General features: G+C 72.2%; 20 protein-coding genes. 10 read left to right on the top strand and 10 right to left on the bottom strand.

Annotated features, from left to right (window positions below; translation table 11 throughout):
• Genes ACFYXE_RS32060 through ACFYXE_RS32050 form a run of 3 tightly spaced genes read left to right on the top strand, consistent with a single transcriptional unit; the run spans position 1 to position 2881 of the window.
• Entirely contained in the window at positions 1-1134 is a 1134-nt protein-coding gene (locus ACFYXE_RS32060; RefSeq protein ID WP_389318890.1) for a 5-(carboxyamino)imidazole ribonucleotide synthase, read from the top strand.
• Positions 1131-1670 (top strand): 5-(carboxyamino)imidazole ribonucleotide mutase, encoded by a 540-nt coding sequence (purE, locus tag ACFYXE_RS32055; protein ID WP_389318658.1) that lies wholly within the window; start codon positions 1131-1133, stop codon positions 1668-1670. Before ACFYXE_RS32060 ends, purE begins: the two co-directional genes overlap by 4 nt.
• A 17-nt stretch (positions 1671-1687) precedes the next feature.
• On the top strand, positions 1688-2881 hold the full coding sequence (locus ACFYXE_RS32050; RefSeq protein WP_389318656.1) for a dipeptidase: 1194 nt from the start codon (positions 1688-1690) through the stop codon (positions 2879-2881).
• A 152-nt stretch (positions 2882-3033) separates the two neighbouring features.
• On the opposite strand, the gene ACFYXE_RS32045 is transcribed toward ACFYXE_RS32050, so the two are convergent.
• Positions 3034-4191: an acyl-CoA dehydrogenase gene (locus ACFYXE_RS32045; protein WP_361171746.1), complete on the bottom strand. Its 1158-nt coding sequence runs from the start codon at positions 4189-4191 to the stop codon at positions 3034-3036.
• 197 nt (positions 4192-4388) lie between these two features.
• Here ACFYXE_RS32045 and ACFYXE_RS32040 point away from each other — a divergent pair, with 197 nt between their 5' ends.
• Entirely contained in the window at positions 4389-5732 is a 1344-nt protein-coding gene (locus ACFYXE_RS32040) for a UDP-glucose/GDP-mannose dehydrogenase family protein (RefSeq protein WP_361171743.1), read from the top strand.
• Between the two features lie 142 nt (positions 5733-5874).
• Positions 5875-6300: a VOC family protein gene (locus ACFYXE_RS32035; RefSeq protein ID WP_389318653.1), complete on the top strand. Its 426-nt coding sequence runs from the start codon at positions 5875-5877 to the stop codon at positions 6298-6300.
• 24 nt (positions 6301-6324) lie between these two features.
• On the opposite strand, the gene ACFYXE_RS32030 is transcribed toward ACFYXE_RS32035, so the two are convergent.
• Entirely contained in the window at positions 6325-7479 is a 1155-nt protein-coding gene (locus ACFYXE_RS32030) for a dipeptidase (RefSeq protein ID WP_389318651.1), read from the bottom strand.
• A gap of 99 nt (positions 7480-7578) precedes the next feature.
• Entirely contained in the window at positions 7579-8934 is a 1356-nt protein-coding gene (locus ACFYXE_RS32025) for an LCP family protein (protein WP_389318649.1), read from the bottom strand.
• Between the two features lie 128 nt (positions 8935-9062).
• Here ACFYXE_RS32025 and ACFYXE_RS32020 point away from each other — a divergent pair, with 128 nt between their 5' ends.
• Positions 9063-9611, top strand: coding sequence for an acyl-CoA thioesterase (locus tag ACFYXE_RS32020; RefSeq protein WP_361181321.1), 549 nt, complete (start codon positions 9063-9065; stop codon positions 9609-9611).
• A gap of 15 nt (positions 9612-9626) precedes the next feature.
• Here ACFYXE_RS32020 and ACFYXE_RS32015 read toward each other — a convergent pair whose 3' ends face one another.
• Positions 9627-10997, bottom strand: coding sequence for an LCP family protein (locus ACFYXE_RS32015; RefSeq protein ID WP_389318646.1), 1371 nt, complete (start codon positions 10995-10997; stop codon positions 9627-9629).
• A gap of 258 nt (positions 10998-11255) precedes the next feature.
• Between ACFYXE_RS32015 and ACFYXE_RS32010 the strand changes: the two genes are divergently transcribed.
• Positions 11256-12293 carry a glycosyltransferase family 2 protein gene (locus ACFYXE_RS32010; RefSeq protein WP_389318644.1) on the top strand — a complete coding sequence of 346 codons (1038 nt, stop codon included), beginning with the start codon at positions 11256-11258 and terminating at the stop codon, positions 12291-12293.
• Between the two features lie 81 nt (positions 12294-12374).
• Here the strand turns inward: ACFYXE_RS32010 and ACFYXE_RS32005 are convergent, their stop codons facing one another.
• The 4 genes from ACFYXE_RS32005 to ACFYXE_RS31990 all read right to left on the bottom strand — a co-directional run bounded on the left by ACFYXE_RS32005 (position 12375) and on the right by ACFYXE_RS31990 (position 18474).
• A complete protein-coding gene (locus ACFYXE_RS32005; protein ID WP_389318642.1) occupies positions 12375-14042 on the bottom strand; it encodes an LCP family protein in 1668 nt (555 codons plus the stop codon).
• A gap of 86 nt (positions 14043-14128) precedes the next feature.
• Entirely contained in the window at positions 14129-15871 is a 1743-nt protein-coding gene (locus ACFYXE_RS32000; RefSeq protein WP_389318640.1) for an LCP family protein, read from the bottom strand.
• A gap of 225 nt (positions 15872-16096) precedes the next feature.
• On the bottom strand, positions 16097-17425 hold the full coding sequence (locus ACFYXE_RS31995; RefSeq protein ID WP_389318638.1) for an LCP family protein: 1329 nt from the start codon (positions 17423-17425) through the stop codon (positions 16097-16099).
• 296 nt (positions 17426-17721) lie between these two features.
• A complete protein-coding gene (locus ACFYXE_RS31990) occupies positions 17722-18474 on the bottom strand; it encodes a TIGR03089 family protein (RefSeq protein ID WP_389318636.1) in 753 nt (250 codons plus the stop codon).
• A gap of 137 nt (positions 18475-18611) precedes the next feature.
• Between ACFYXE_RS31990 and ACFYXE_RS31985 the strand changes: the two genes are divergently transcribed.
• From ACFYXE_RS31985 to ACFYXE_RS31975, 3 genes are all read left to right on the top strand, one after another.
• Positions 18612-19994: a peptidoglycan recognition protein gene (locus ACFYXE_RS31985; protein WP_389318634.1), complete on the top strand. Its 1383-nt coding sequence runs from the start codon at positions 18612-18614 to the stop codon at positions 19992-19994.
• A 113-nt stretch (positions 19995-20107) separates the two neighbouring features.
• Positions 20108-21190, top strand: a complete 1083-nt coding sequence (locus tag ACFYXE_RS31980) for an NDP-sugar synthase (protein ID WP_361175593.1) — start codon at positions 20108-20110, stop codon at positions 21188-21190.
• Between the two features lie 56 nt (positions 21191-21246).
• Positions 21247-22251 carry a DNA-3-methyladenine glycosylase family protein gene (locus ACFYXE_RS31975; protein WP_389318631.1) on the top strand — a complete coding sequence of 335 codons (1005 nt, stop codon included), beginning with the start codon at positions 21247-21249 and terminating at the stop codon, positions 22249-22251.
• A gap of 500 nt (positions 22252-22751) precedes the next feature.
• Here the strand turns inward: ACFYXE_RS31975 and ACFYXE_RS31970 are convergent, their stop codons facing one another.
• Together ACFYXE_RS31970 and cofD are read right to left on the bottom strand one after the other, a co-directional pair.
• On the bottom strand, positions 22752-24056 hold the full coding sequence (locus ACFYXE_RS31970) for a coenzyme F420-0:L-glutamate ligase (RefSeq protein WP_389318629.1): 1305 nt from the start codon (positions 24054-24056) through the stop codon (positions 22752-22754).
• Entirely contained in the window at positions 24053-25009 is a 957-nt protein-coding gene (gene cofD / locus ACFYXE_RS31965) for a 2-phospho-L-lactate transferase (RefSeq protein ID WP_361175584.1), read from the bottom strand. The genes ACFYXE_RS31970 and cofD overlap by 4 nt, the downstream gene beginning before the upstream one ends.
• Between the last annotated feature and the right edge of the window lies 1 nt (position 25010).

The raw sequence follows: 25010 nt of genomic DNA, 5'->3' as shown, positions 1-25010 counted from the left end.
ATGGTCGGCGGCGGTCAGCTCGCCCGCATGACCCACGAGGCGGGCATCCCCCTCGGCCTTAAATTCAAGCTCCTCAGTGACACCCCGCAGGACTCCGCGGCCCAGGTCGTCGGCGATGTCGTCATCGGCGACTATCGCGACCTGGACACGCTGCGTGACTTCGCGCGGGGCTGCGACGTGATCACCTTCGATCACGAACACGTACCCACCGAGCATCTGCGGGCCCTGGAGGCGGACGGCATCCCCGTCCGTCCGGGGCCCGACGCGCTGGTGCACGCCCAGGACAAGGGCGTGATGCGCGAGAAGCTCACGGAGATCGGCGTGCCCTGTCCGCGCCATCGGATCGTGCGGGACCCGGCCGACGTGGCCGCCTTCGCGGCCGAGGGCGCCACGGACGGCGGCGACGGCTTCCCCGTGATCCTCAAGACGGTGCGGGGCGGCTATGACGGGAAGGGGGTGTGGTTCGTCCGTTCCGTCGCGGACGCCGAGGATCCCTTCCGGGCCGGTGTGCCGGTGCTCGCCGAGGAGAAGGTCGACTTCGTGCGCGAGCTGGCGGCGAACGTCGTCCGCTCGCCGCACGGCCAGGCCGTCGCCTATCCCGTCGTCGAGTCCCAGCAGGTCGACGGCGTCTGCGACACGGTGATCGCGCCCGCCCCCGGCCTGTCCGAGGCCCTGGCGGGCGAGGCGCAGGAGCTCGCGCTGCGCATCGCCCAGGAGCTCGGCGTCGTCGGCCACCTCGCGGTCGAGCTGTTCGAGACGCACGACGGCCGCATCCTGGTCAACGAGCTGGCGATGCGCCCGCACAACTCCGGGCACTGGACCCAGGACGGCGCCATCACCTCGCAGTTCGCCAACCATGTGCGCGCCGTGCTGGACCTGCCGCTCGGCGACCCGCGCCCGCGCGCCAGGTGGACCGTGATGGCGAACGTGCTCGGCGGGGACTTCCCCGACATGTACACCGCGTACCTGCACTGCATGGCCCGCGACCCGCAGCTCAAGATCCACATGTACGGCAAGGACGTGAAGCCCGGCCGCAAGGTCGGCCACGTCAACACCTACGGCGACGACCTGGACGAGGTCCTTGAGCGGGCCCGTCACGCAGCCGGCTACCTCAGAGGAACGATCACCGAATGAGCAGCACGTCTCCCCTCGTCGGCATCGTCATGGGCTCGGACTCCGACTGGCCCGTCATGGAGGCCGCGGCCAAGGCCCTCGACGAGTTCGAGATCCGCTACGAGGTCGGTGTCGTCTCCGCCCACCGCATGCCGCACGAGATGATCGCGTACGGCGAGCAGGCGGCCGACCGCGGCCTCAAGGCGGTCATCGCGGGCGCGGGCGGCGCCGCCCACCTGCCCGGCATGCTCGCCTCGGTGACCCCGCTGCCGGTGATCGGCGTGCCGGTGCCGCTGAAGTACCTGGACGGCATGGACAGCCTGCTGTCCATCGTGCAGATGCCCGCGGGCGTCCCGGTGGCGACGGTCTCCGTCGGCGGCGCGCGCAACGCGGGCCTGCTCGCGGCCCGTATCCTCGCCGCGCACGACGGTGAACTCCAGTCCCGCATGCGGGAGTTCCAGCAGGAGCTGAACGACCAGGCGACGGAGAAGGGCAAGCGGCTTCGCGCCAAGGTCGAGGGCGCGGGTTCCGGATTCGGCTTCGGCTCGGGGAAGTGAGCGGCACAGTGACGGGTATGACGCATCCGCAGAAGCTGGAAGAGGCGCGGGCCCTGCTCGCCGAGTTCCCCGTGGCCGACGGGCACAACGACCTGCCGTGGGCGCTGCGCGAGAAGGCCGGTTACGACATCGGCCGCCTCGACATCGCCGCCGACCAGACGGGCAGCCTGCACACGGACATCGCCCGGCTGCGGGCGGGCGGCGTCGGCGCGCAGTTCTGGTCGGTGTACGTGCGCACCGACCTGACCGGCGACGCGGCGGTCAGCGCCACCCTCGAACAGATCGACTGCGTCGACCAGTTGATCACCCGCTACCCCGCCGACCTGCGCCGCGCACTCACCGCCGCGGACATGGAGGCGGCCCGCGCCGAGGGCCGCATCGCGTCCCTGATGGGGGCCGAGGGCGGGCACTCCATCAACAACTCCCTCGCCACGCTGCGGGCGTTGCACACGCTGGGCGTGCGCTACATGACGCTCACGCACAACGACAACATCGCCTGGGCGGACTCGGCGACGGACGAGCCGGGCGTCGGCGGCCTCTCGGCGTTCGGCCACGAGGTCGTGCGCGAGATGAACCGGGTCGGGATGCTGGTGGACCTCTCGCACGTCGCGGCGACGACGATGCGGGCGGCCCTGGACACCTCGGTGGCGCCGGTGGTCTTCTCCCACTCGTCCTCGCGCGCGGTGTGCGACCACCCGCGCAACATCCCGGACGACGTCCTGGAGCGGCTGCCCGCCAACGGCGGCGTGGCGATGGCGACCTTCGTGCCGAAGTTCGTCCTGCAGGCCGCGGTCGACTGGACGCAGGCCGCCGACGAGAACATGCGGGCCCACGGCTTCCACCACCTGGACACGACGCCGGACGCCATGAAGGTCCACGCGGCCTTCGAGGAGTCGACCCCGCGCCCGGTCGCGACGGCCGCCACGGTCGCCGACCACCTCGACCACATGCGCGAGGTGGCGGGCGTCGACCACATCGGCATCGGCGGCGACTACGACGGCACGGCGTTCACCCCGGACGGCCTGGACGACGTCGCGGGCTACCCGAACCTGATCGCGGAGCTCCTGACCCGCGGCTGGTCGCGCGCCGACCTCGCGAAGCTGACCTGGCAGAACGCGGTACGGGTGCTCGGCGCGGCGGAGGACGTGGCCCGGGACCTCCAGTCCCGCAGGGGCCCGTCGATCGCGACGCTGGAGCAGCTGGACGGCTGAGGCGGGGCGCGCCCCGTCAGGGGCGCGGGGAACTGCGCGAGCAGCCAGGAACAAGGCCGCACCCGCGCGGAGACCGCCGTGGGCAGACGCGACGGTGCCCTCCCCCCCCCGAAGCCGGGGAGAGGGCACCGTCACCGCTGAAGCGCCGCAGGCTACGGCAGGTTCCGCGCCATCACGATGCGCTGGACCTGGTTCGTGCCCTCGTAGATCTGCGTGATCTTCGCGTCGCGCATCATGCGCTCGACGGGGTAGTCACGGGTGTAGCCGTAGCCGCCGAGGAGCTGCACGGCGTCCGTGGTGACCTCCATCGCCACGTCCGAGGCGAAGCACTTGGCGGCCGCGCCCTGGAAGGTGAGGTCCTTGTCCCCCCGCTCCGACTTGGCCGCGGCCGCGTACGTGAGCTGGCGGGCGGCCTCGATCTTCATCGCCATGTCGGCGAGCATGAACTGGATGCCCTGGAAGTCGGCGATCGGCTTGCCGAACTGCTTGCGCTCCTTGACGTACCCCTTGGCGTAGTCGAGGGCGCCCTGGGCGATGCCGAGGGCCTGCGCCGCGATGGTGATGCGGGTGTGGTCCAGGGTCTTCATCGCCGTGGCGAAGCCCGTGCCCTCCTCGCCGATCATGCGGTCGGCCGGGATGCGGACGTTGTCGAGGTAGACCTCGCGGGTGGGGGAGCCCTTGATGCCGAGCTTCTTCTCCGGGGCGCCGAAGGAGACGCCCTCGTCGCCCTTCTCGACGACGAACGCCGAGATGCCGCGCGAGCGCTTCTCCGGGTCGGTGACGGCCATGACCGTGTAGTACTCGGAGACGCCCGCGTTGGTGATCCAGCGCTTGACGCCGTTGAGCACCCAGGAGTCCCCGTCGCGCACGGCCTTCGTCTTCATGCCCGCCGCGTCCGAACCGGCGTCCGGCTCGGAGAGGCAGTACGAGAACATGCCCTCGCCGCCGGCCAGCGGCGTCATGTACTTCTTCTTCAGCTCCTCGGAGCCGGAGAGGATCACGGGCAGCGAGCCGAGCTTGTTCACGGCCGGGATCAGCGAGGAGCTGGCACAGACGCGCGCCACCTCCTCGATCACGATGACCGTGGCGAGGGCGTCGGCGCCCGCGCCGCCGTAGCTCTCCGGGACGTGCACGGCGTGCAGGTCGTTCGCGACCAGCGCGTCGAGGGCCTCCTGCGGGAAGCGGGCCTCCTCGTCGACCGCGGCGGCGAACGGCGCGATCTTCGCCTCGGCCAGCGAGCGGATCGCGTCGCGGAGCATGTCGTGCTCCTCGGACGGGCGGTACAGGTCGAAATCAGCCGATCCGGCCAAGGTCTCTCACGCTCCAAGGACGCTAATTACCGTTAAGTAACCCAAATTTTAGTGGTGCTCCCGCGAGACCGGTACGTGAGCTTGCCGACAGCGGCGAACCGGCCCGGTGCGCGGCCGGGAGACGCGGGACCGTGCGCCGCGACACGCGGGACTATGCTCGGTCAGCGCACCGAAGCCCCCGCACCTCTGGAGCACGCATGGCCCTCAAGATCACCGTGATCGGCACCGGCTATCTCGGCGCCACGCACGCCGCGGCCATGGCCGAACTCGGCTTCGAGGTGCTCGGGCTCGACGTGGTGCCCGAGAAGATCGACATGCTGCAGCGGGGCGAGGTCCCCATGTACGAGCCCGGCCTCGAGGACCTGCTGCGCAAGCACGTCGCGGGCATCGAGGGCGCCAGCGGACGGCTGCGCTTCACGATGGACTGGGCCGAGGTCGCGGACTTCGGCGACGTCCACTTCGTCTGCGTGAACACCCCGCAGAAGCACGGCGAGTACGCGTGCGACATGAGCTACGTGGACAGCGCGGTGGAGTCGCTGGCCAAGCACCTCACCAAGCCCGCCCTGGTCGTCGGCAAGTCCACCGTCCCGGTCGGCAGCGCGGACCGGCTCGCCGCCCGCCTGGCCGAGCTCGCCCCCGCGGGCGACGACGTCGAGCTGGCCTGGAACCCCGAGTTCCTGCGCGAGGGCTTCGCGGTCAAGGACACCCTGCACCCCGACCGGATCGTCGTCGGCGTGCGCAGCGCGCACGCGGAGAAGCTGCTGCGCGAGGTGTACGCGGCGCCCGTCGCGGAGGGCTCGCCCTTCGTCGTCACCGACTTCCCGACCGCGGAGCTCGTGAAGACCTCGGCGAACTCCTTCCTCGCCACGAAGATCTCCTTCATCAACGCCATGGCCGAGGTCTGCGAGGCGGCGGGCGGCGACGTCGTGAAGCTGGCCGAGGCCCTCGGCCACGACGACCGGATCGGGAAGAAGTTCCTGCGGGCCGGCATCGGCTTCGGCGGCGGCTGCCTGCCCAAGGACATCCGCGCGTTCATGGCGCGGGCCGGCGAGCTCGGGGCCGACCAGGCCCTGACCTTCCTGCGCGAGATCGACTCCATCAACATGCGCCGCCGCGGCCAGATGGTCGAGATGGCCCGCGAGGCGCTCGGCGGCGGTTCCTTCCTCGGCAAGCGGGTCGCCGTCCTCGGCGCCACGTTCAAGCCGGACTCGGACGACGTCCGCGACTCCCCGGCGCTCAACGTCGCCGGGCAGATCCACCTCCAGGGCGGCCAGGTCACCGTCTACGACCCCAAGGGCATGGTCAACGCCCGCAGGCTCTTCCCCACCCTCGGCTACGCGGACACGGCCCTGGACGCGGTCCGCGGCGCCGACGTCGTGCTGCACCTCACCGAGTGGCGCGAGTTCCGCGAGCTGGACCCGGCCGAGCTCGGCGCGGTGGCCACCTCCGCGGTGATCCTGGACGGGCGCAACGCGCTGGACCCCGCGGTCTGGCGCGCCGCCGGCTGGACCTACCGCGCGATGGGCCGCCCGGCCGCCTAGCGCGCCGCCCCACCCCTGGCGCCGCCCCACCACGAGGCCGTCCGGCGGACTCGTCGCCCGGGTGTGAGCATGGGGGGAGCGGGCACACGTGCCGCCCGGGCGCCGTCCGCGCGCCCGGCGCCACGAGGAGAGGAGTACCCCCATGACGGAGACGACGGAGACGACGGAGACGACGAACCCGACGGAGCCCGTCGCCCGACTGCGCAACGTCGTCCTCGACTGTCCCGACCCGCGCGCCCTCGCCGAGTTCTACGCCGCGATCATCGGCGGCACGATCGAGGACGACGGCGACTGGGTGGACCTGGTGGCGCCCGGCCGCGTCAAGGTGTCCTTCCAGCGGGTCACGGACCTGCGCCCGCCGCGGTGGCCGCACTCGGACGGGGACGCGCAGCAGCTCCACCTGGACCTGGACGCGGGGCGCACCGACGCGGAGATCGACGCCGCCCAGGAGAAGGTGCTCGCCCTCGGGGCGCGCCCCCTCGACCTGGACGACGACGGCGGCAAGCGGGACTTCCGCGTGTACGCGGACCCCGCGGGCCACCCGTTCTGCCTCTGCAAGATTCCCTGACCCGCCGGGGAGCGGGCGGGCCGGTCAGCCGTCCAGCCGGTCTATCGTCGCCGTCGACGCGGCCCGCCGCTCCCGGGTCGCCCGCGCCGTGAAGTCCGCGCCGCGCAGCGCGCGCTGGACGTTGCCCCAGGTGAGCATCGCCAGGTCGGCCTCGGGCCAGTCGCGCGCGAGGAGCTCGGCGACCAGCCGCGGATAGCTCGCCGTGTCGGCCAGGCCCTCCGGGTGCGACTCGGCGGTGTCGTACGTCCCCGAGAGCCCGACGGACTGCGGGCCCGCGATCCGGCGGACGTGGTCGATGTGGTCCGCCACCTCCCGCACCGTGGAGCCGGTGCGGTCGGCGGCCAGCGGCACCAGGCACAGGCCCTTGGCGGCGCCCAGCGCGGCCAGCAGCTCGTCGGAGAGGTTCGCCGGGTGGTCGTTCAGGGCGGCGACCCCGGACCTGGTGAAGATCACCGGGGCCTTGGAGACGGCGAGCACCCGCCGCGCCGTCGCCTCGGTCGCCCCGGACAGGTCCGCGATGACCCCGAGCCGGTTCATCTCCCGCACGACCTCCTCGCCGAACGGCGTGAGGCCGTCCGCGCCCGCCCAGGACGTGCCGGAGAGGGTGACGGCGCACAGGCCCAGGCTGTGCAGGGCGCGCAGCGCGCCCAGGGAGTCGCCGATGGCCGCGCCGTGGGCCGGGCCGATCAGCGTGGCGATCCGGCCGCAGTTGCGCGCGTCGGCGGCCTCCGAGGCGTTGCGGGCCAGCCGCAGGCTCTCGGGGTGGGCGGCGACGACGTGCTTGACCAGGTCGATCTGTTCGAGCGTCGCGGCGACGGCCCGCGCGGAGCCGGACCCGTCCGGCACGTGCACGGACCAGAACTGGGCGCCGACCCGGCCCACCCGCAGCCGCGGCACGTCGCTCTCCAGGCCGCAGTCGCCCGTCTCGAAGTCGTGCCAGGGCAGCTCGCGCAGGGCCCAGGGCAGACCGCTGTAGCCGTCGGCGACCGGGTGCGCGGCCAGCAGCGCGCGGGCCCGCTCGGCCGGGTCGGCGGCACGCACCGGTTCGTGCTCGTGCTCGGGGTCCGCCACCCGGCCGGGCGCGGGCCCGGGCGGGGGGAGGGGTTCGGGCGGGGCGGGGGGCAGGTCGAGATCCCCCACCTCGGCGGTGGCGTTGAGTTCCTCCTGCAGGTCTGCCATGGCAGGGCTCCGGACGTCGGGTCGTGCAGTCCGGACCACCGTGTCACGGAGCGGCCGCGGCTTCGCGGCGGGCGAAGCGTTCGGGGTACGCGGCCGTCGTCAGCTGCCCGAGACGGTGACCTTCTCGTCGTTGTTCAGCTCTTCGACGAGCTGCTTGACCTTGGCCTTGTCCCACAGCAGGTTGCCGCCGGCGGTGCCCGCGATCGGCATGTTCATCGACTTGCCGTCGCCGCCGCTGACGCCCTTCATCGCCCAGAACATGGAGCCCACGTCGGTGAGGCCCATGTCCTTGTCGACGATCAGCGTGTCCAGGCCCGCGCCCATCGTGGGGTAGAGCTTGAACGGGTTCATGATCGTGCCGGGCGTGGCCACCTGGTTGGCGAGGGCCGAGAGGAACTTCTGCTGGTTCTTCGTGCGGTCCAGGTCGCTGCCCGCGAAGGCGTACCGGGTCCGGACGAAGGCCAGCGCCTCCTGGCCGTTCAGCGTCTGCTTGCCGGCCTCGAAGTCGGCGCCGGACTTCTTGTCCTTGAAGGCCTTGGGGATGTCCATCTCGACGCCGCCGACCGAGTCCACGATCTTGGCGAAGCCGCCGAAGCCGATCTCGGCGTAGTGGTCGATCCGCAGGCCGGTGTTGAACTCGACGGTGCGCACGAGCAGCTCGGGGCCGTCCTCCGCGTACGCCGCGTTGAGCTTGGTCTGGCGGCCGGTGCCCGGGTAGAGCTTGCCGGACTCGGCGCCCTTGAAGGAGGGGATCGTGACGTTCGAGTCGCGGGGCAGCGAGACCATCGTGTTCCCGCCGTCGTCCGCGACGTGCAGGATCATCATCGAGTCGGTGCGCTTGCCCTCGGCGGAGCCGGTGTGCAGCTCCTTCTTCTCCTCGGCGGACATGCCCTCGCGGCTGTCGGAGCCCACGATCAGGTAGTTCGTGCCCGCGCCGCCCTCGGGGCGCTCGATGACCTTGGAGAGGTCGACCTCGCGCTTGAGCTTGGAGTCGGCCCAGAAGTAGGTGACGACGGACGTCACGACCAGCACGGTGACGAGCGCGATCGACCCCCACTTGAGCCGCTTGCGCCAGTTCGGCGCGGGGCGCGGGCCGCGCGGCGGGCGCCCGGTGCCGCCCTGCCCGCCGTTGCCGGCGGGCTGGCCGTAGACCTGGCCGGTGTTGTAGCCGCTGTCGTACGCGTTGTCGGGGCCCTGGGCGTACGGGTCCTGGCGGGCGGCGCGCGGCTCGAAGACCTCGTCGCGGGCGTCGCCGTACGGCTGGCCGTTCCCGTACCGGTCGCCGTACCCGTCGTCGTACGCGGGCTGCGGCGGGACCCCGCCGGGCGGCGGACCGGCCGGACGGGAGGGCTGGCCGCGCTGGACGTGCCGCATCACACGGGCTCCGTCGGGCTGGGAGTTCCCGTTGCCGCGGCCGTATCCCCGGCCGCCCTGATCGTCAGGCCAATCGCTCATGTGGCCCAGTGTGCCGTCTTTTGACGGCTGCCTTACAGGGCGGTCGGTAATTCGGGTCAGGGCTGTTGCAGAGCTGATGCAAAGCGACCGGGGAGGGCTCGGACATACGTCCGGCATAGGGTGGAGGGATGACAGACCAGGCTCCCCGCTCGGAATCGGAGATTCCGGGCAAGCCGACTTCGGCGTCCCGCACCACGCTCAGCCACATCATGACGCACGGTGACACCAACCTCCTCGGCACGGTGCACGGTGGCGTGATCATGAAACTGGTGGACGACGCGGCGGGGGCCGTCGCCGGACGCCACTCCGGAGGCCCCGCGGTCACCGCGTCCATGGACGAGATGGCCTTCCTCGAACCCGTCCGGGTGGGCGACCTCGTCCATGTGAAGGCCCAGGTCAACTGGACCGGACGCAGCTCCATGGAGGTCGGCGTCCGGGTGCTCGCCGAGCGCTGGAACGAATCGACGCCCGCCCAGCAGGTCGGCTCCGCCTACCTCGTCTTCGCGGCCGTCGACGCCGACGGCAAGCCGCGCACGGTCCCGCCCGTCCTGCCCGAGACGGACCGTGACCGGCGGCGCCACCAGGAGGCCCAGATCCGCCGCACCCACCGGCTGGCCCGCCGCCGGGCGATCAAGGAGCTGCGCGAGTCCCGGGTCGCCGAGGGCTTCGACGACTGAGCCCCGGACGGCCGCTCAGGGGCAGACGACCTGGTCCCCGGTGACCGCGCCGAACTCACCCTGGTGGATGTCCTCGGCCCGCACCGGGCGCACCGCCTTGAAGTCCGTGCCCGCGATCACCTTCAGCGTCGGCCCCTGCCCCGGCACCCGGCGCATCTCGCACCCCGGCAGGGACGTGGCCAGCGCCTTCGCCGAGCGGTCCCACCGCGGGTCGTAGGCGACGACGGTGCGCCCGAGCGGCTTCTGCTCGGCGCCCGGCACGTTCCCCGGCAGCCGCGAGGTGCGGAAGCCGGTCGAGCGCAGTGCCGCGTCGACCCGCCTGCCCAGGCCGGGCGCCCCCGTGCCGTTGTCCACCTGCACCCGGATCTGCTGCGGCGCGACGCCGACCAGCGCGGCCCGGGAGCGCGAGCGGTGCGGCGCCAGCGGCCGGTCCTCGCGCAGCGCGTCGAAGAGCCGCTCGGCCTTGACCGGGTGCCACCGCAGCGTCGAGCCGATGCCCGGCAGGAGCGTGCCCCGGGCGCTCAGCGGCACCGTCGTGAACTCCGACGAGGACGGCGAGAAGCCGCGCATCGCCCGTCCCAGGTCCAGCATCTCGCCCGTGCCGAAGCCCTTGTCCGCCCGGACCGAGCCGAGCAGCGTGCGCGTCACGTCCCGGAACTTCACCGGGTTCAGCAGCACCCCACTGCTCGTCGCCTTGGCGATGAGCGCCGCGAGGAAGCGCTGCTGGCGCTGCATGCGGCCGAGGTCGGACGCCCCGTCGACGTACCGGGAGCGGACGTACTGGAGGGCCTCGCCGCCGTTCAGGAGGTGGGTGCCCTCGGCCATGTCGAGGCCGGTGTGGGAGTCCTTCAGGGGGCGCGCCGTGCAGATCTCCACGCCCCCCAGCACGTCCACCGTCTTCATGAAGCTGGTGAAGTCGACCTCCAGATAGTGGTCGATCTTGACCTTCGTCATGTGCTCGACGGTGCGCACCGTGAGGTTCGGGCCGCCCTCCGCGTACGCCGCGTTGATCTTGTTGGGGTGCTCGTGGTGCTTCTTGCGGGTGTTCTGGTCGGTGTGCGCCGGCAGGTCGGCGTAGCTGTCCCGGGGCAGGCTGACCACGCTGGCGCGGTCCCGGTCCTCCGAGATGTGCACGATCATGATCGTGTCCGTGCAGTGGCAGGGCACACCGCCCAGCCGGTACTTCTGCTTCTCCGCCGGGGTGATCTTGTCGCGCCCGTCGGTGCCCACCATCAGCACGTTCATCCCGTTGCCCTGCTCGGGCCGGTTCTTCATGTCCTTGAAGGCGTCGACCCGCCGGATGCCGGTGTCCAGGCTGGTGACGACGGAGTGCCCGATGCCGGCCGCGGCAAGCACCGCCACGGAGAACGTCGTCGCGACGCGCATGGCCCAGCGCGGCCGTCTCGTCCGCCGTACCGGCCGCGGGGCCGCGGCGGCGGCCGGTGGTCGGGGGCGGCGCGGTGGGCGGGCGGGGGAGCGGGGCGGTGTGGGCACGAGCGGGACACCTCCGCGGGAGACGGGCCGTGGCCGGAGTGGGGGCGAGCCGGGGGACCCGAGAAACGTAATGCCATACGAAATGCGGCCCGGGGTAGCGACCCGGACGGCGCGCGCCCGTGTCCCCCATTCGCGGTAACGTGACGCCTGATGAACGCGAAGTCTGAGGTGCAGCCGCCAGCCGTATCCGTGATCATGCCCGTCCTCAACGAGGAGCGGCATCTGCGCGAGGCCGTCCACGCGATTCTCCGCCAGGAGTACGCCGGTGAGATGGAGGTCGTGGTCGCGCTCGGCCCCTCCGTCGACCGCACGGACGAGATCGCCGCCGAGCTGGTCCGCGAGGACCCCCGGGTGCACACGGTCCCCAATCCCACCGGGCGCACGCCCGCGGCGCTCAACGCCGCCATCAAGGCCTCCCGGCACCCGGTCGTGGTGCGCGTGGACGGCCACGCGGCGCTCTCGCCGGGCTACATCACCACCGCCGTCCGGCTCCTGGAGGAGACCGGCGCGATGAACGTCGGCGGCATCATGCACGCCCAGGGCACCAACGCCTGGGAGCAGGCCGTCGCCGCCGCCATGACCTCGAAGATCGGCGTGGGCAACGCCGCCTTCCACACCGGCGGCGCCGCCCAGCAGGCCGAGACGGTCTACCTGGGCGTCTTCCGGCGCGAGGCCCTGGAGCAACAGGGCGGCTACAACGAGGAGTTCATCCGCGCCCAGGACTGGGAGCTGAACTTCCGCATCCGGGAGGCCGGCGGCCTGATCTGGTTCTCGCCGGAGCTGAAGGTCTCCTACCGCCCGCGCCCGAGCGTGAAGGCGCTGGCCAAGCAGTACAAGGACTACGGCCGCTGGCGCCACGTCGTGGCCCGCTACCACGAGGGCTCCATCAACCTGCGCTACCTCGCGCCGCCGGTCGCGGTCTGCGCGATCGCCGCGGGCGTCGTGGTCGGCGCGGCCCTCACGCCGTGGGGCCTGGTCGTCCCCGGCGGCTACCTCGCGGCCATCGCCGCCGGGTCCGTCCCCGCGGGCAAGGGCCTGCCGCTGAAGGCCCGCCTGCAGATCCCGGTGGCCCTCGCCACCATGCACATGTCCTGGGGCTGGGGCTTCCTGACCAGCCCGCGCGCGCTGGCCAGGAAGGTCATCGCCTCGCGCCGCCCCGCGGTCATGGGGGAGACGCAGGAGGCCTGAGCGCCCCCTTGGCGACGAGCGGACGGCCCGGCCCCACCGGTGAGGTGGGGCCGGGCCGCCGTCGTTCCCGCGCGCCGTGCGCTACCAGGTGAAGTTCGGGTCCACCTTCATGCACGCCTTCTTGTCGGACCCGCTGAGCGCGTCCGCGGAGTCCGGCGTCCTGTCGTCCTTCTTCTTCGGCTTGGGCGGCGCGTCGCCCTCGCGCCAGTCGGCGCCGACGATCAGCGTCACCCCGGAGACGTCCGTGGACTTCTTCGCCGAACTCAGCGGAAGACCCAGCGACTTGGCGATCCGCTGGGCGTCGCCCTCCAGCTCCTTGCTGGGATAGCGCACGACCGTCCGCTCCTCGGCGAGCGCCGTCGTGGTGTCCGGCGTGGCCTTGGTGAAGCCCTTGCCGGTGAGCAGCTGCGCCACCGTGCCGGCCCGGCCGCTGACCGGCGGCTCGACGGTGCTGCGCGTGCCGTTCTGCACCTGCACCGCGATCTCGCCGTCGGCGGCCGCGGGGTCGTCCGACGGCTTCTCCGCCGCGGGCTTCTTGCGGCCCTTGCCGTCCAGCGGGACGTCGTCGCGGACCAGCCGGAAGAGCTGCTCGGCGTCGCCGGGCTTGGGCACGACGCGCGCCCCGGCGTAGTCGAACGGCATCGTGGTCATCGTCGTACGCGCGGGGGAGACCTTCTTGAGCTCGGCGCTCAGGTCGTACAGCTTCTTGATGGTGTCCAGGCCGTCGTCGACCTTCAGCGCGGCCGTGGCCTTCTCGGCCAGCTTGCGCAGCTGGTTGGGGTTGGACAGGCCGGTGTTCTCGCGGAGCTTGCGGACCAGCGCGTTCATGTACATGTGCTGGGCCTTGGCGCGGGAGATGTCGGTGCCGCCCTCGAAGCCGTAGCGGGTGCGCAGCCACTGCAGGGCCTGCTTGCCCTGGACCTCCGTGGTGCCCTTCTTCAGCTTCAGGCCCGAGCCGTGGCCCTGGCTGTCGCGCGAGTGGATGTTCCTGTCCACGCAGACCGGTACGCCGCCGATGGCGTCCGCCATGGCGACCACACCCGCGAAGTCGACCATCATGAAGTGGTTGATGTGGATGTTGGTGAGCTTCTCCCAGGTGGCGACCGTGCAGCCGGGGCCGCCGCGGCCGAGGGACTCGTTGGTCATGGTGCGCGGGCCGGACTGCGCGTAGACCTTGCCGTCGTCCGGGTCGGTGCACTTGGGGATCTGCAGCAGGGTGTCGCGCGGCATGCTGATGACCGACATGTTGGTGCGGTCGGCCGACAGGTGCAGCAGCATCTGCACGTCGGCGAGCGGCGGCGAGCCGAAGGTCTCCTTGGCGCCGCCCAGCTTCTGGTTGGCCTTGGAGTCCCGGGCGTCCGACCCGATGAGGAGGATGTTGATCGGGGTCTGTCCCGCGGCGTTGGGCGTGGGCTCGGGCGCCCGGTGCTCGCCGAGGTTCAGGTCGTCCGTCTCGATGTTGCCGTTGAGGTGCTGGTAGTACAGGTATCCGGCGCCGGCCGTACCGAGTATCAGCACCGAAAGGATCGTCGCCGACCAGCGCAGGACGCGGCGCTTGCGGCGCGGCGGACGCTCCGCGCCGCCCGTGCCGCGCCGGTGTCTGCCATTGCCCTCGGGGGGCTCACCCCCACTCCCCGAGGACGCGTCGGGGCCGTCGTCGCCCCCGTGCCGGGTGCTGTCCCAGCCGTGATCACTTGCGTGCGGGGCACGCTGTCGCGCCCCCTCCTTACGCACGCTGTTCTGCCTCATCCCCAGCCCCTCCCCGCCCCATTCCTGAACTGCGGCCGCTCTGCGGCGCCTTGGCGCATTGTTAGACGCAGAACGACCGCTTCAGGTCACTTGGCACACACAGTCTTGTCGGCTTCGACTTTCTGGATCCCCTCCGGCGCCTTCGACGGAGCGGAGACGGGCACCCCCGCGCCCTTGAAGTCTCCGCCGAGCGTCAGCTTCATGGCCGGGAGGCCCTGTGCGTTCTTCTCACTCTTGCCCGGCTTCAGGGCGGAGCCCGAAAGACCCATGATGTCGGCGAGCCGACGGGCCTGATCGGCCTGGTCGGGCGCGTACTCGAGCGTCGTCTTCTTGATGTCCGAGGGCGCGTTGCCCAGCTGGCTGGACTTGAGCACGCCCTCATTGTTCTGCAGCCACGTGAGAGTTGTCTGAGCGGCGCCGGTCTTCCCGCTGCCGTTGTAGATGTCGACGCGCACCTCGGAGGCGTCGGCCTTGGGGCCCTTGAGCCGGGCGGCCACCTCGGCCTTCTCCTTCTTCTGCTTCTTCTTCACCTCGGTCAGCGACTCGTCGGCGCGCATCATCGCGAACAGCTGCTCGGACTTGGCCGGGTCGGGCACGACCGTGGTGTGGACCTGCTCCTCGGGGTTGTCGATGACCGGCACCGTGGCGAAGCTCAGGTTCTTCACGTCGAGCTTGCCGAGCTCCATGCCGAGGTCCTTGAGCTTCATGATGTCGGCGATCTTGGAGTCGACGGCCAGGGCGTCGGTGCCCGCCTCGGCGAGGCTGAACATCTTCTTCGGGCTGGTGAGCGTGTCGTTCGACTTGAGCTTGCGCATGAGCGCGCTGAGGAACTGCTGCTGCAGCTCGATCCGGCTCAAGTCGCCGCCGGTGCCCACGGAGTGGCGGGTGCGGACGAACGCCAGCGCGTCCTCGCCCTCGATGGTGTGCTTCCCCTTGGACAGCTTCAGGTGCGACTTGGGGTCGTCGATGTCCTTGGCGAGGCACACCTCCACGCCGCCGACCGCGCTGGAGAGCGTCTTCACCGCGTTGAAGTCGGCCACCATGAAGTGGTCCGGCGTGATGCCGGTGATCTTCGTGACCGTGCGCATGGTGCAGCTCGGCGTGCGGTCGTACTGCCCGAGGCTCTCGTTGAAGCGGGACTTCGGCGTGCCCTTGATGGTCTTCTTGGTGCCGTCCTCCATCGTGGTCGGGCAGTCCGGGATGTCGACGATCATGTCGCGCGGGATGCTCAGCGCGGTCGCGTTCGTACGGTCCTTGGAGACGTGCAGCAGGATCGTCGTGTCCGCGTGGCCGACGCTGCCCTCGTCCCCGTAGCCCTTGTTGCCGCTGCCGCTGCGCTTGTCGGTGCCCATCACGAGGATGTTGATGGCCCGGTCCTTGCTGAAGCCGCCGGTGCCCGCGCCGTCGTCGTCTATCGACGTGATGTTGTCGTTGAGGTGCTGGTAGTACAGATAGCCGCCGGTGCAGCCCGCGACGAGCAGGAAGGCCAGCGTGCCGCCCGTCCAGATCAGCACCTTCCTGCCCTTGGCCTTGCGCGCCTTCTGCTTGCGCCGGCCGCCGCCCGAGCCCGGCTCGGGCTCCTTGACGCGGCGCCTGCGCTGCCCGGGCACCTCGCGGCGCTCCTCGCGCTCGTCCTGACGTGATCGCTCACGGCCCGGCGCCGAGCGGCCGCGGCCGCCCTGACGGGTCGACGATCCACGGGGTCCCGGTACCGACGACTGCCCTGCGGAGGGGCTCAGTCGCAGTTCGTAGTCGCCGGTGTCCGGGTTGAGCACCCACTGGTCTGCGGGGTCGATGTTCTCCGCCCGCCCACGGCCTTGCGCGTCCACGGTTGTTTGCGTCCTCCGTCGGGGCCACGCGGCGCCTTTCCCCCCTCAAGAAGGCGCTCGGTCAGTCGATCCAGCGGTGCGCGGCCACAAGGCCCGGCGCACCGGATCGCTCACACTATCCGCCCAGTTCAGCGTTGGACGACGCCGGTGACAAATTCCACTCCCCTACAACTGGGCAATCCGCCCTATTTCTTTGTGGGGTGCCGTCTTCCCTTGGGCATCGTTTTACCCACAGGTGGATCCCGCGGCCGTGTTGCCCCGGAATGTCGGCGCGGGCGACGGCGTATGGGAAGGGTCGTCCGGCTTCTCGTCGTCCTCGTGGTCGTCCTCGTAGCCCTCGTGGTCCTCGTTGTCCTCGGAGTGCTCCTCGTAGTTCTCTTCGTACGAGGAGGACTCCTCCTCCCCCGACCCGGACGTGGCGGGCTTCTGCCGGGCCACGGCGACCGGGGTGTCCGTGCGCAGCCGGGTGAAGAGCTGTTCCGCGGCCGGTTCGACGAGCTCGTCGCGGTTCGCGTCGTAGGTGTACGACTGCCGGGGAACGGTGAGGAACTGCACCCGTTCCGTGGGGATGTTGCGCATGCCGCGCACCAGTTCGTACAAACCCCGCAGACTCGCGAGTCCCGGGTCGGTCGTCAGCGAGGAAGTCGCCGCGTCGAGAACGGGATAGAGCTTCGTCGGATTCAGCAGGACGTCATTGCTCTGCACCTTGTTGACGAGTGCGCCGAGGAACTCCTGCTGGCGGTCCATCCGGTCGGTGTCGCTGCCGTTGCCGAGGCTCTTGCGGGCGCGTACGTAACCCAGTGCCTGTTCCCCGTTGAGGGTCCGCAGGCCCGGCGCGAGCTTCACGTGGGCGTCGGTGTCGTCGATCGGTCCCTTGATGCAGACCTGCACCCCGTCGACCGCGTCGACCATGTCCTTGAAGCCGGTGAAGTCGACGACCATGTGGTGGTCGACGCGGATCTTGGTCAGTTTCTCGACGGTACGGATCGTGCAGGCGGTCCCGCCGAATTCGAACGCCCAGTTGAACTGCGCGAATTGGGCCTGGGTCCGGGAGCCGTCCGGCTTGCGGCAGCCGGGGATGTCCACCATCAGGTCGCGGGGGATCGACACGGCGGTCGCGCTCTGCCGGTCGGCCGCCAGGTGCAGCAGGATCGTGGTGTCCGAGCGCTGGGTGCCGGGATCCCTGCCGTACTTGCGGTTGCCCTTGCCCGCACGGGTGTCGGAGCCGAGCAGCAGGATGTTCTGCGCGTCCTGCACCAGCGGCGTCGGCCGCTCCTTCTCGTAGCGCGCCAGCTCGGCGGCCGCGTCGGTGTCCTTGGTGATGTTCCCGTTGAGCTTCTCGTACGCGGCCCAGCCGACGCCGCCCGCGCCGAGCACCAGGACGGCGACGCCGAGCGCGGTCCAGCGCAGCCAGCGGCGCCTGCGCCGGGCGACGCCCGCGCCGGTGGGGCTCGCGCCCGCACCGGGTCCGTACGTGGCCCTCGGCTCAGGCGATGTGCCCTCCGGGCCCGGGTTCTCGTCCGGTCCGGAAGGCGTGCCCGCGGTCTCGGTCACGTGTGCGTCCACCCCTCATGGCTGCGTCGGTGCATGGTCCGTCCTTACGACCATGGACCGCCGCGCCACGAGGGGCCTCTGGACCACCCCCCGGCATCGGCCGAATGGGCGAGCCAAGCCCCCTCAGAGCAGCCGAAGCCCCGAGGGGAAAGCCCCAAAGAGGGGGCGAGCCCTGAAGGGGGGGCGAGCCCCGAAAGGGGGGGGCGAGCCCCGAAGGGGCAAGCCCCAGGGGCGCGGGGAACTGCGCGCCCAGCCCCCACAAACCCGCACCGAATCCCCCCGAGGCCCACGGCCAGTCACCGCAGGGTGAGGTCCACCCGCTCGTCCCCCACCCGCTTCTCCAGCCCCTCCTCGGCAAGCTGCCCCAGGTGACGGCAGAGCACCACGGACCCGTCCATGGCCAGCGCCCCGTAGAGACCGGCGCTCAAGCCCTCCCACGTCCCGTAGGAGAGCCCGGACAGCACCCGCCCGCCGGTCCCCACGCCCAGCCGCCGCGCGTCCTGGTACGCCCGCTCCGAGACCTGCGCGCCCGTCAGCTCCTCGCCGCCCACGACGAGCGCCGCGTCGCCCGGGTCGACCGGCGCGTACGGCGCGAACCGGTCGCCCTGGCCCGGCACCTCCACCGCGTAGTCGGCGAAGCCGGCCGGCGGCGCGGGGAAGCGTCCGCCCAGCGGCCGCAGCGCGAGCGCCACCCGCTCCCCGGAGCAGGCGCGCGCGGCATCCAGCGAGTCCGGGCCGCTGACGACGAGGTCGGCCTCGGCCGGGTCGCCGCCGACGTCCGCGACCACGCCCGCCGACGAACAGGCCAGCAGCCACACGGCCGTCTGCCAGTGCGCGGGCAGCAGGAGGACGAGCCGGTCGCCGGGCTCGGCGTTCAGGTCGCCCTGGAGCAGATTCGCGGTCTTGGCCACCCAATTGGCGATGGTGGCGACGGACAATTCCACGCGCTCGCCCGTGGCGTCGTCGTAGAAGGTGATCAGTGGGCGGCCCGGGTCCGAGGCGAGCGCGGATCGCAGCAGGTCGGCAGGGGTGCGGTCGTTGGCGTTCACGGGCGCAAGGGTACGCGCGCACCGGCGCGCCCCGCGGCGTGGCGGGGGAGCGCGGACGGCGGGAACGCCCGACACGGCCGACGGTCCGTCAGTTCCCCGATGGACAGATATGTCCCGTTGTGCCAACTATCAGATGCATGCGTGGATTCCTTGCTTCCTCGATCGGCGTCACGTGCGCGGCCGCCCTGGCCCTGCCCCTCACCCTGCCGTCGTCCGGTGCCCGAGCCGCGACGCCCGGCGCACCGTCGGCCGCCGGGCCCGCCGCGGAGGCGGTCCCCGGCAGCACCCAGTCCCTCCCGCTCACCCCGCTCGGCTCCGACCGCTCCCTCGGCTCCGCCGGGGCGGGCGAACAGGGCCTGGCCCGGCGCGATGTCCGCCCCTTCTCCCTCGTGGGCGTCGTCTGGAACGACCCCGAGGCCGAACTCCACGGCACCGTCCAGGTCCGCACCCGCGCGACCGGCACCACCACCTGGTCCGGGTGGCAGAACGTCGAGACGCACAACCACGAACACGCCGCCGACCCCGGCACCCCCGAGCGCGCCGCCGGTGCCGTCCGCGGCTCGACCGCCCCGCTGTGGGTCGGCGACTCCGACGGCGTCGAGCTCCGCGTCCGCGCGGAGCGGACCGGGAGCACCGACCGGGCGGCCACCGCCCCCGAGGGCCTGCTCCCCGAGGGCCTGCTCCCCGAGGGCATGCACCTCGAACTCGTCGACCCCGGCGACGAGGCCCCGCCGCAGGGCCCCCAGGCCGAGGTGCCGCGCGCCACCGCGCTCAGCGCCGCGTCCGCCGCCGCGTCGGCGGTGAACGCGGACCTCGCGCCGATCGGCGCCCCGGTCATCCCCGAACTCACCAAGAAGCAGACCGAGGACGACCTGATCGCCGCCCGCGGCGGCCCGCCCGCCAAGGCGCGCCCCTTCGTCGGCCCGCGCCCGCGCATCATCACCCGCAAGGGCTGGGGCGCCGACGAGAAGCTCCGCGAGAAGGACTTCGCGTACACGAAGACCGTGAAGGCGGCCTTCGTGCACCACAGCGCGTCCGGCAACAACTACCGCTGCGCGGAGGCGGGTGCGGTGCTGCGCAGCATCTACCGCTTCCACGTCAAGAGCAGCGGCTGGCGTGACTTCGGCTACAACTTCGCCGTCGACCGGTGCGGAAACATCTACGAAGGACGCGCCGGAGGTGTGGCCAAGCCGGTCCTCGGGGCCCACACTCTCGGATTCAACACCGACAGCATGGGCATCGCCGTCCTCGGCACCTACAGCAACTCCACCCCGCCGAAGGCGGCCGTGAACGCCGTCGCCCGGCTGACCGCCTGGAAGCTCGGCCTGTACGGCGCCAATCCGCGCGGTACTACCTACCTGAAGTCGGGCGGTGGCAATCTGTACACGAAGGGCAAGAACGTCCGGCTCAACGTGATCTCCGGGCACCGGGACGGGTTCGCCACCGAGTGCCCCGGCAGCCGCCTGTACGGCAAGCTCGGCAAGGCCCGGTCCACCTCGGCCCGCTTCCAGGGCCGCTGAGGCCCGACGCACCGCTCGCACGGTACGACCTGCACGACCTGCACATCAGTCTGCATACACTGGCCGGCCGAAACTCAAGTTCGGCCGGCCCCAGCAGGAAGCAGAGACGACAGGTGACAGAAGCGATTCTCCTGGTCGGCGGCAAGGGGACCCGGCTGCGGCCCCTCACGGTCCACACCCCCAAGCCGATGGTTCCGGCGGCGGGCGTCCCGTTCCTCACCCACCAGCTGGCGCGGGCCCGCGCGGCGGGCGTCGAACACATCGTCCTCGCCACCTCCTACCTCGCCGAGGTCTTCGAGCCCTACTTCGGCGACGGCTCCGCCCTCGGACTCCACATCGAGTACGTCACCGAGACCGAACCCCTCGGCACCGGCGGCGCCATCCGCAACGTCGCCTCGCGCCTGCGCTCGGGCCCCGCGGATCCGGTGCTGATCTTCAACGGCGACATCCTCACCGGCCTGGACATCCGCGCCCTGGTCGACACCCACGAACGGTCCGGCGCCGACGTCTCCCTGCACCTCACGAAGGTCGACGACCCGCGCGCGTACGGCCTGGTCCCCACCGACGCGACCGGCAGGGTCACCGCCTTCCTGGAGAAGCCGCAGACCCCCGAGGAGATCGTCACCGACCAGATCAACGCGGGCGCGTACGTCTTCCGGCGCTCGGTCATCGACACCATTCCCGCGGGGCGCCCGGTCTCCGTCGAGCGCGAGACGTTCCCCGGCCTGCTCGCCTCCGGCGCGCACCTCCAGGGCATGGTCGACTCCACGTACTGGCTGGACCTGGGCACGCCCCAGGCGTTCGTACGCGGCTCGGCGGACCTGGTCCTCGGCCGTGCGCCCTCCCCGGCCGTGCCCGGCCGCTGCGGCGACCGCCTGGTCCTGCCCAGCGCCTCGGTCGCCCCGGACGCGAAGCTCACCGGCGGCACGGTGGTCGGCGAGCACGCGCGCGTCGGCGAGGGCGCGCGGATCTCCGGCAGCACGATCCTGTCCGGCGCGGTCATCGAGCCCGGCACGGTCATCACGGACTCCCTGATCGGCGCGGGCGCGCGGATCGGCGCCCGCTCGGCGCTCTCGGGCGCGGTCGTCGGCGACGGGGCGACGGTCGGCGCCGACAACGAACTGCGCGAGGGCGTGCGCGTCTGGTGCGAGGCGACGCTCCCGGCGGGCGCGGTCCGCTTCTCCTCCGACCAGTAGCCCCCCGGCCCGGGGATCCGCCCGGCGGGGGTGAGCCGTCCCCTACCCTCGTACAGATGTCGTCCCGTTTCGCCCCGCGCCCCACTCGCACCACGGTGCGCGGTGGCGGGACGGTCGTGCCCCGGGGCGTCCCGCGCCCGGCCACCGCGGCCCTGACCCGCGTCTGGCGGCCGCCGTACGCCCTCGACCTGGGTCTGACGCTCGGTCCGCTGCGCCGCGGCCCGGCGGACCCCACCTTCCGCGCGACCCCCGACGGCTCCGTCTGGCGCGCGAGCCGCACCCCGCAGGGCCCCGGCACGCTCCGGGTCGCCCAGCGCTCCGGCACCGTCGAGGCCGAGGCGTGGGGCCCGGGAGCGTCCTGGCTCCTGGACCGGCTCCCCGACCTGCTCGGCGAGTCCGACGACCCGTCGGCCTTCGAGCCGCGCCACCGTCTGGTCGCCGCGACGGCGCACCGCCGCCCCGGCCTGCGGCTGACCCGCACGGGCCTGGTCCTGGAGACCCTGATCCCCTCGATCCTGGAGCAGAAGGTCACCACGGACGAGGCCTACCGCGCCTGGCGCCTGCTGGTCCGCGCGTTCGGCGAGCCGGCCCCCGGTCCGACCCCCGCCCAGGCCCGCATGCACGTGATGCCCGCCCCGCGCGCCTGGTCCCTGATCCCGTCCTGGGAGTGGCACAAGGCGGGCGTGGACGACAAGCGGGCGGCCACGATCCTGCGCGCGGTCGCGCGGGCGTCCCGCATGGAGGAGGCCGCCACGATGGAGCCCGCGGCGGCGCAGGCCCGTCTGGAACTGATCCCCGGCATCGGCCCCTGGACGTCCGCGGAGACCGTCCAGCGGGCCAACGGCGCCCCCGACGCGGTCACGGTCGGCGACCTCCACCTGCCCGGCATCGTCGGCCACGCCCTGGCGGACGACCGCGACGCGGACGACACGGAGATGCTCCGCCTCCTGACCCCCTACGAGGGCCAACGCCACCGAGCAACCCGCCTGATCCTCCTCAGCGGCCGAACCCCCCCAAGAAGAACCCCCAAAATGCGCAAAACCAACATCGCATCCTGGTAGCCCCCGGCACACAACCACGGCTCCAGGCGCGCGGGGAACTGCGCAAAACCCCCAGCGCACCCGCACGAGCAATCACACGGCCGGAGGGCACCCCCCAGGGGCGCGGGGAACTGCGCAAATCCCACAGCGCACCCGCACGAGCAATCACACGGGCGGAAGGCACCCCTCAGGGGCGCGGGGAACTGCGCAAATCCCACAGCGCACCCGCACGAGCAATCACACGGCCGGAGGGCACCCCTCAGGGGCGCGGGGAACTGCGCAAATCCCCCAGCGCACCCGCACGAGCAATCACACGGGCGGAAGGCACCCCTCAGGGGCGCGGGGAACTGCGCAAATCCCCCAGCGCACCCGCACTCAAAGACGCACGGCCGGAGGGCACCCCCAGGGGCGCGGGGAACTGCGCAAAACCCCCAGCGCACCCGCAGCAAAAGACCGTCCGGACGGAAGACGCACAAGGGGCGCGAGGAACGGCGCAAAACCCGCCCAAGCCCCACAGGGACCTAGCGGAGGACCACGAAGTCCTCCACCCCCCGCCCCCCACGCGCCGCAGGCTCACTCAGGGGATGCCCCACGGCCACCGCCCCCATCGGGTCCCACCCCGCAGGCAGCCCGAGAACCTCCCGCACGACGTCCCGGCAGAACATCGTCGACGAGACCCACGCGGAGCCGAGCCGCTCCCCGGCCAGCGCGACCAGGAAGTTCTGCACTCCCGCCCCCGCCGCCACGACGAACATCTCCCGCTCCGCCGCGTCCCGCCGCGCGTCCCCGTACGTGTGCGAGCCGTCCATGACCAGGCACGGCACCACCAGGTAGGGCGCCTTGCGCAGCACGTCCCCGCGCCGGACCCGCCGCGCGACGGACTCCTCGGACTTGCCGTCCCGCCGCAGATCCGCGATCCACGCGTCCCGCATCGCGTCGAGCAGCTCGACCCGCGCCGCGGCGGACTCCAGGAGCACGAACCGCCAGGGCGTCGTGTGATGGGGCGCGGGCGCGGTCACCGCCGCGGCCACCGCGCGCCGCACCGCGCCGGGGTCGACCTCCTCGTCGGAGAACTCCCGCACGGTCCGCCGCCGCGTCACCGCTTCCCGTACCGCCTCGGACGTGCCGAGCCGGAACATGTCGTCCCGCGCGTCCCGCACCAGCGCCGACGCGCCTACGTCGGGGTCCGTGCCGCCGACCACGTGCGGCAGCCCGCGGAGCACCGCGACGGGCAGCCCCGCCGCCTTGCCCTTGACGAGGTCGCCCGCCGCGGCGAGTTCGTCCGCGGTGGCGACGACGGTCGCGCTCAGCGGATTGCCGTGCGCGTCGGTGCCGCCCCGCAGATCGTCGAGGACCCGCACCCCGGCGGCCCCGATGGCGACATCGGTGAGCCCGGCCCGCCAGGGCCGCCCGAACGTGTCGGTGACGATCACGCCGACGTCCACGCCGAGCGCGTCCCGCAGCCCCTCCCGCACCGCGCGCGCCGAGGCGTCGGGGTCGGCGGGGAGCAACAGCACGGTCCCGGCGGGCGTGTTGGACGCGTCGACGCCGGCCGCGGCCATCACCAGGCCCTGCCGGTTCTCGACGATGCGCAGCGGCCCGCGCCGCGCCACGACCCGCACGGTCTCCGCGTCGATGGCCGCCTCGCGGTCGTCCGCCCGGACGACCCGCCCCTCGGCCTTGCTGACGATCTTGGAGGTGACCAGGACGACGTCACCGTCGGCGAGCCCCGGCTCGGCCGTGGCCACGAGCTTGGCGAGGTCGTCGCCCTCGCGCACCTCGGGCAGGCCGGGGACGGCCCACACGCGGTACGACGGCGCCGTCACGCGCGGACCTCCGAGGCGAGCGCGAGCGCCTCGCGGGCCATCTCGGCGGCCGCGTCGACGTCGGTCATCATCAGCGGCACGGCCCGGCACCGGATCCCGGCGCTCTCGACCCGCTCGACGGCGCCGGTGTCGACGCTGTCGACGAGCCAGCCGTCGAGCAGCCCGCTGCCGTAGTGCTCGGCGACGGCGGCGGCGCTGGTCTCCACGCCGACGGCGGTGAGCACCTTGTCGGCCATGCCCCGCACGGGGGAGTCGCCGACGATGGGGGAGAGGCCGACGACGGGGACGCCCGCGTCGGCGATGGCCTCGCGGATGCCGGGCACGGAGAGGATCGTGCCGACGCTCACCACCGGGTTGGACGGCGGGAAGAGCACGACGTCGGCCTCGGCGATGGCCTCCAGGACGCCGGGCGCGGGCTTGGCCTGCTCGGCGCCGACGGGCACGACCGCGTGCGCGTCCACGGAGGCGCGCAGCCGGACCCAGTACTCCTGGAAGTGCACGGCCTTCTGCTCGCCGTCGACGGTGACGGCCACGTGCGTCTCGACGCGGTCGTCGGACATGGGGATGAGCCGCACCCCGGGCTGCCACCGCTCGCACAGCGCCTGCGTGACGGCGCTGAGCGGGTAGCCGGCGCCCAGCATCTGCGTCCGCACGATGTGCGTGGCGAAGTCCCGGTCGCCGAGCCCGAACCACTCGGGCCCGACCCCGTAGGCGGCGAGCTCTTCCTTGACCTTGAACGTCTCGTCCGTACGCCCCCAGCCCTGCTCTTCGTTGATGCCGCCGCCCAGCGTGTACATCACGGTGTCGAGGTCGGGGCAGACCTTCAACCCGAAGAGGTGAATGTCGTCGCCGGTGTTGCCGATGACCGTGATGTCCGCGTCGGGCGCGGCCTTCTTGAGTCCGCGGAGGAAACGGGCGCCGCCGATGCCGCCGGCCAGAACCACAATGCGCATG

The organism is Streptomyces sp. NPDC002564 (assembly GCF_042889645.1).
Classification (GTDB): domain Bacteria; phylum Actinomycetota; class Actinomycetes; order Streptomycetales; family Streptomycetaceae; genus Streptomyces.
Note: the sequence above shows the minus strand (reverse complement) of the source record. Positions and strands in the feature narration are given on the sequence as shown.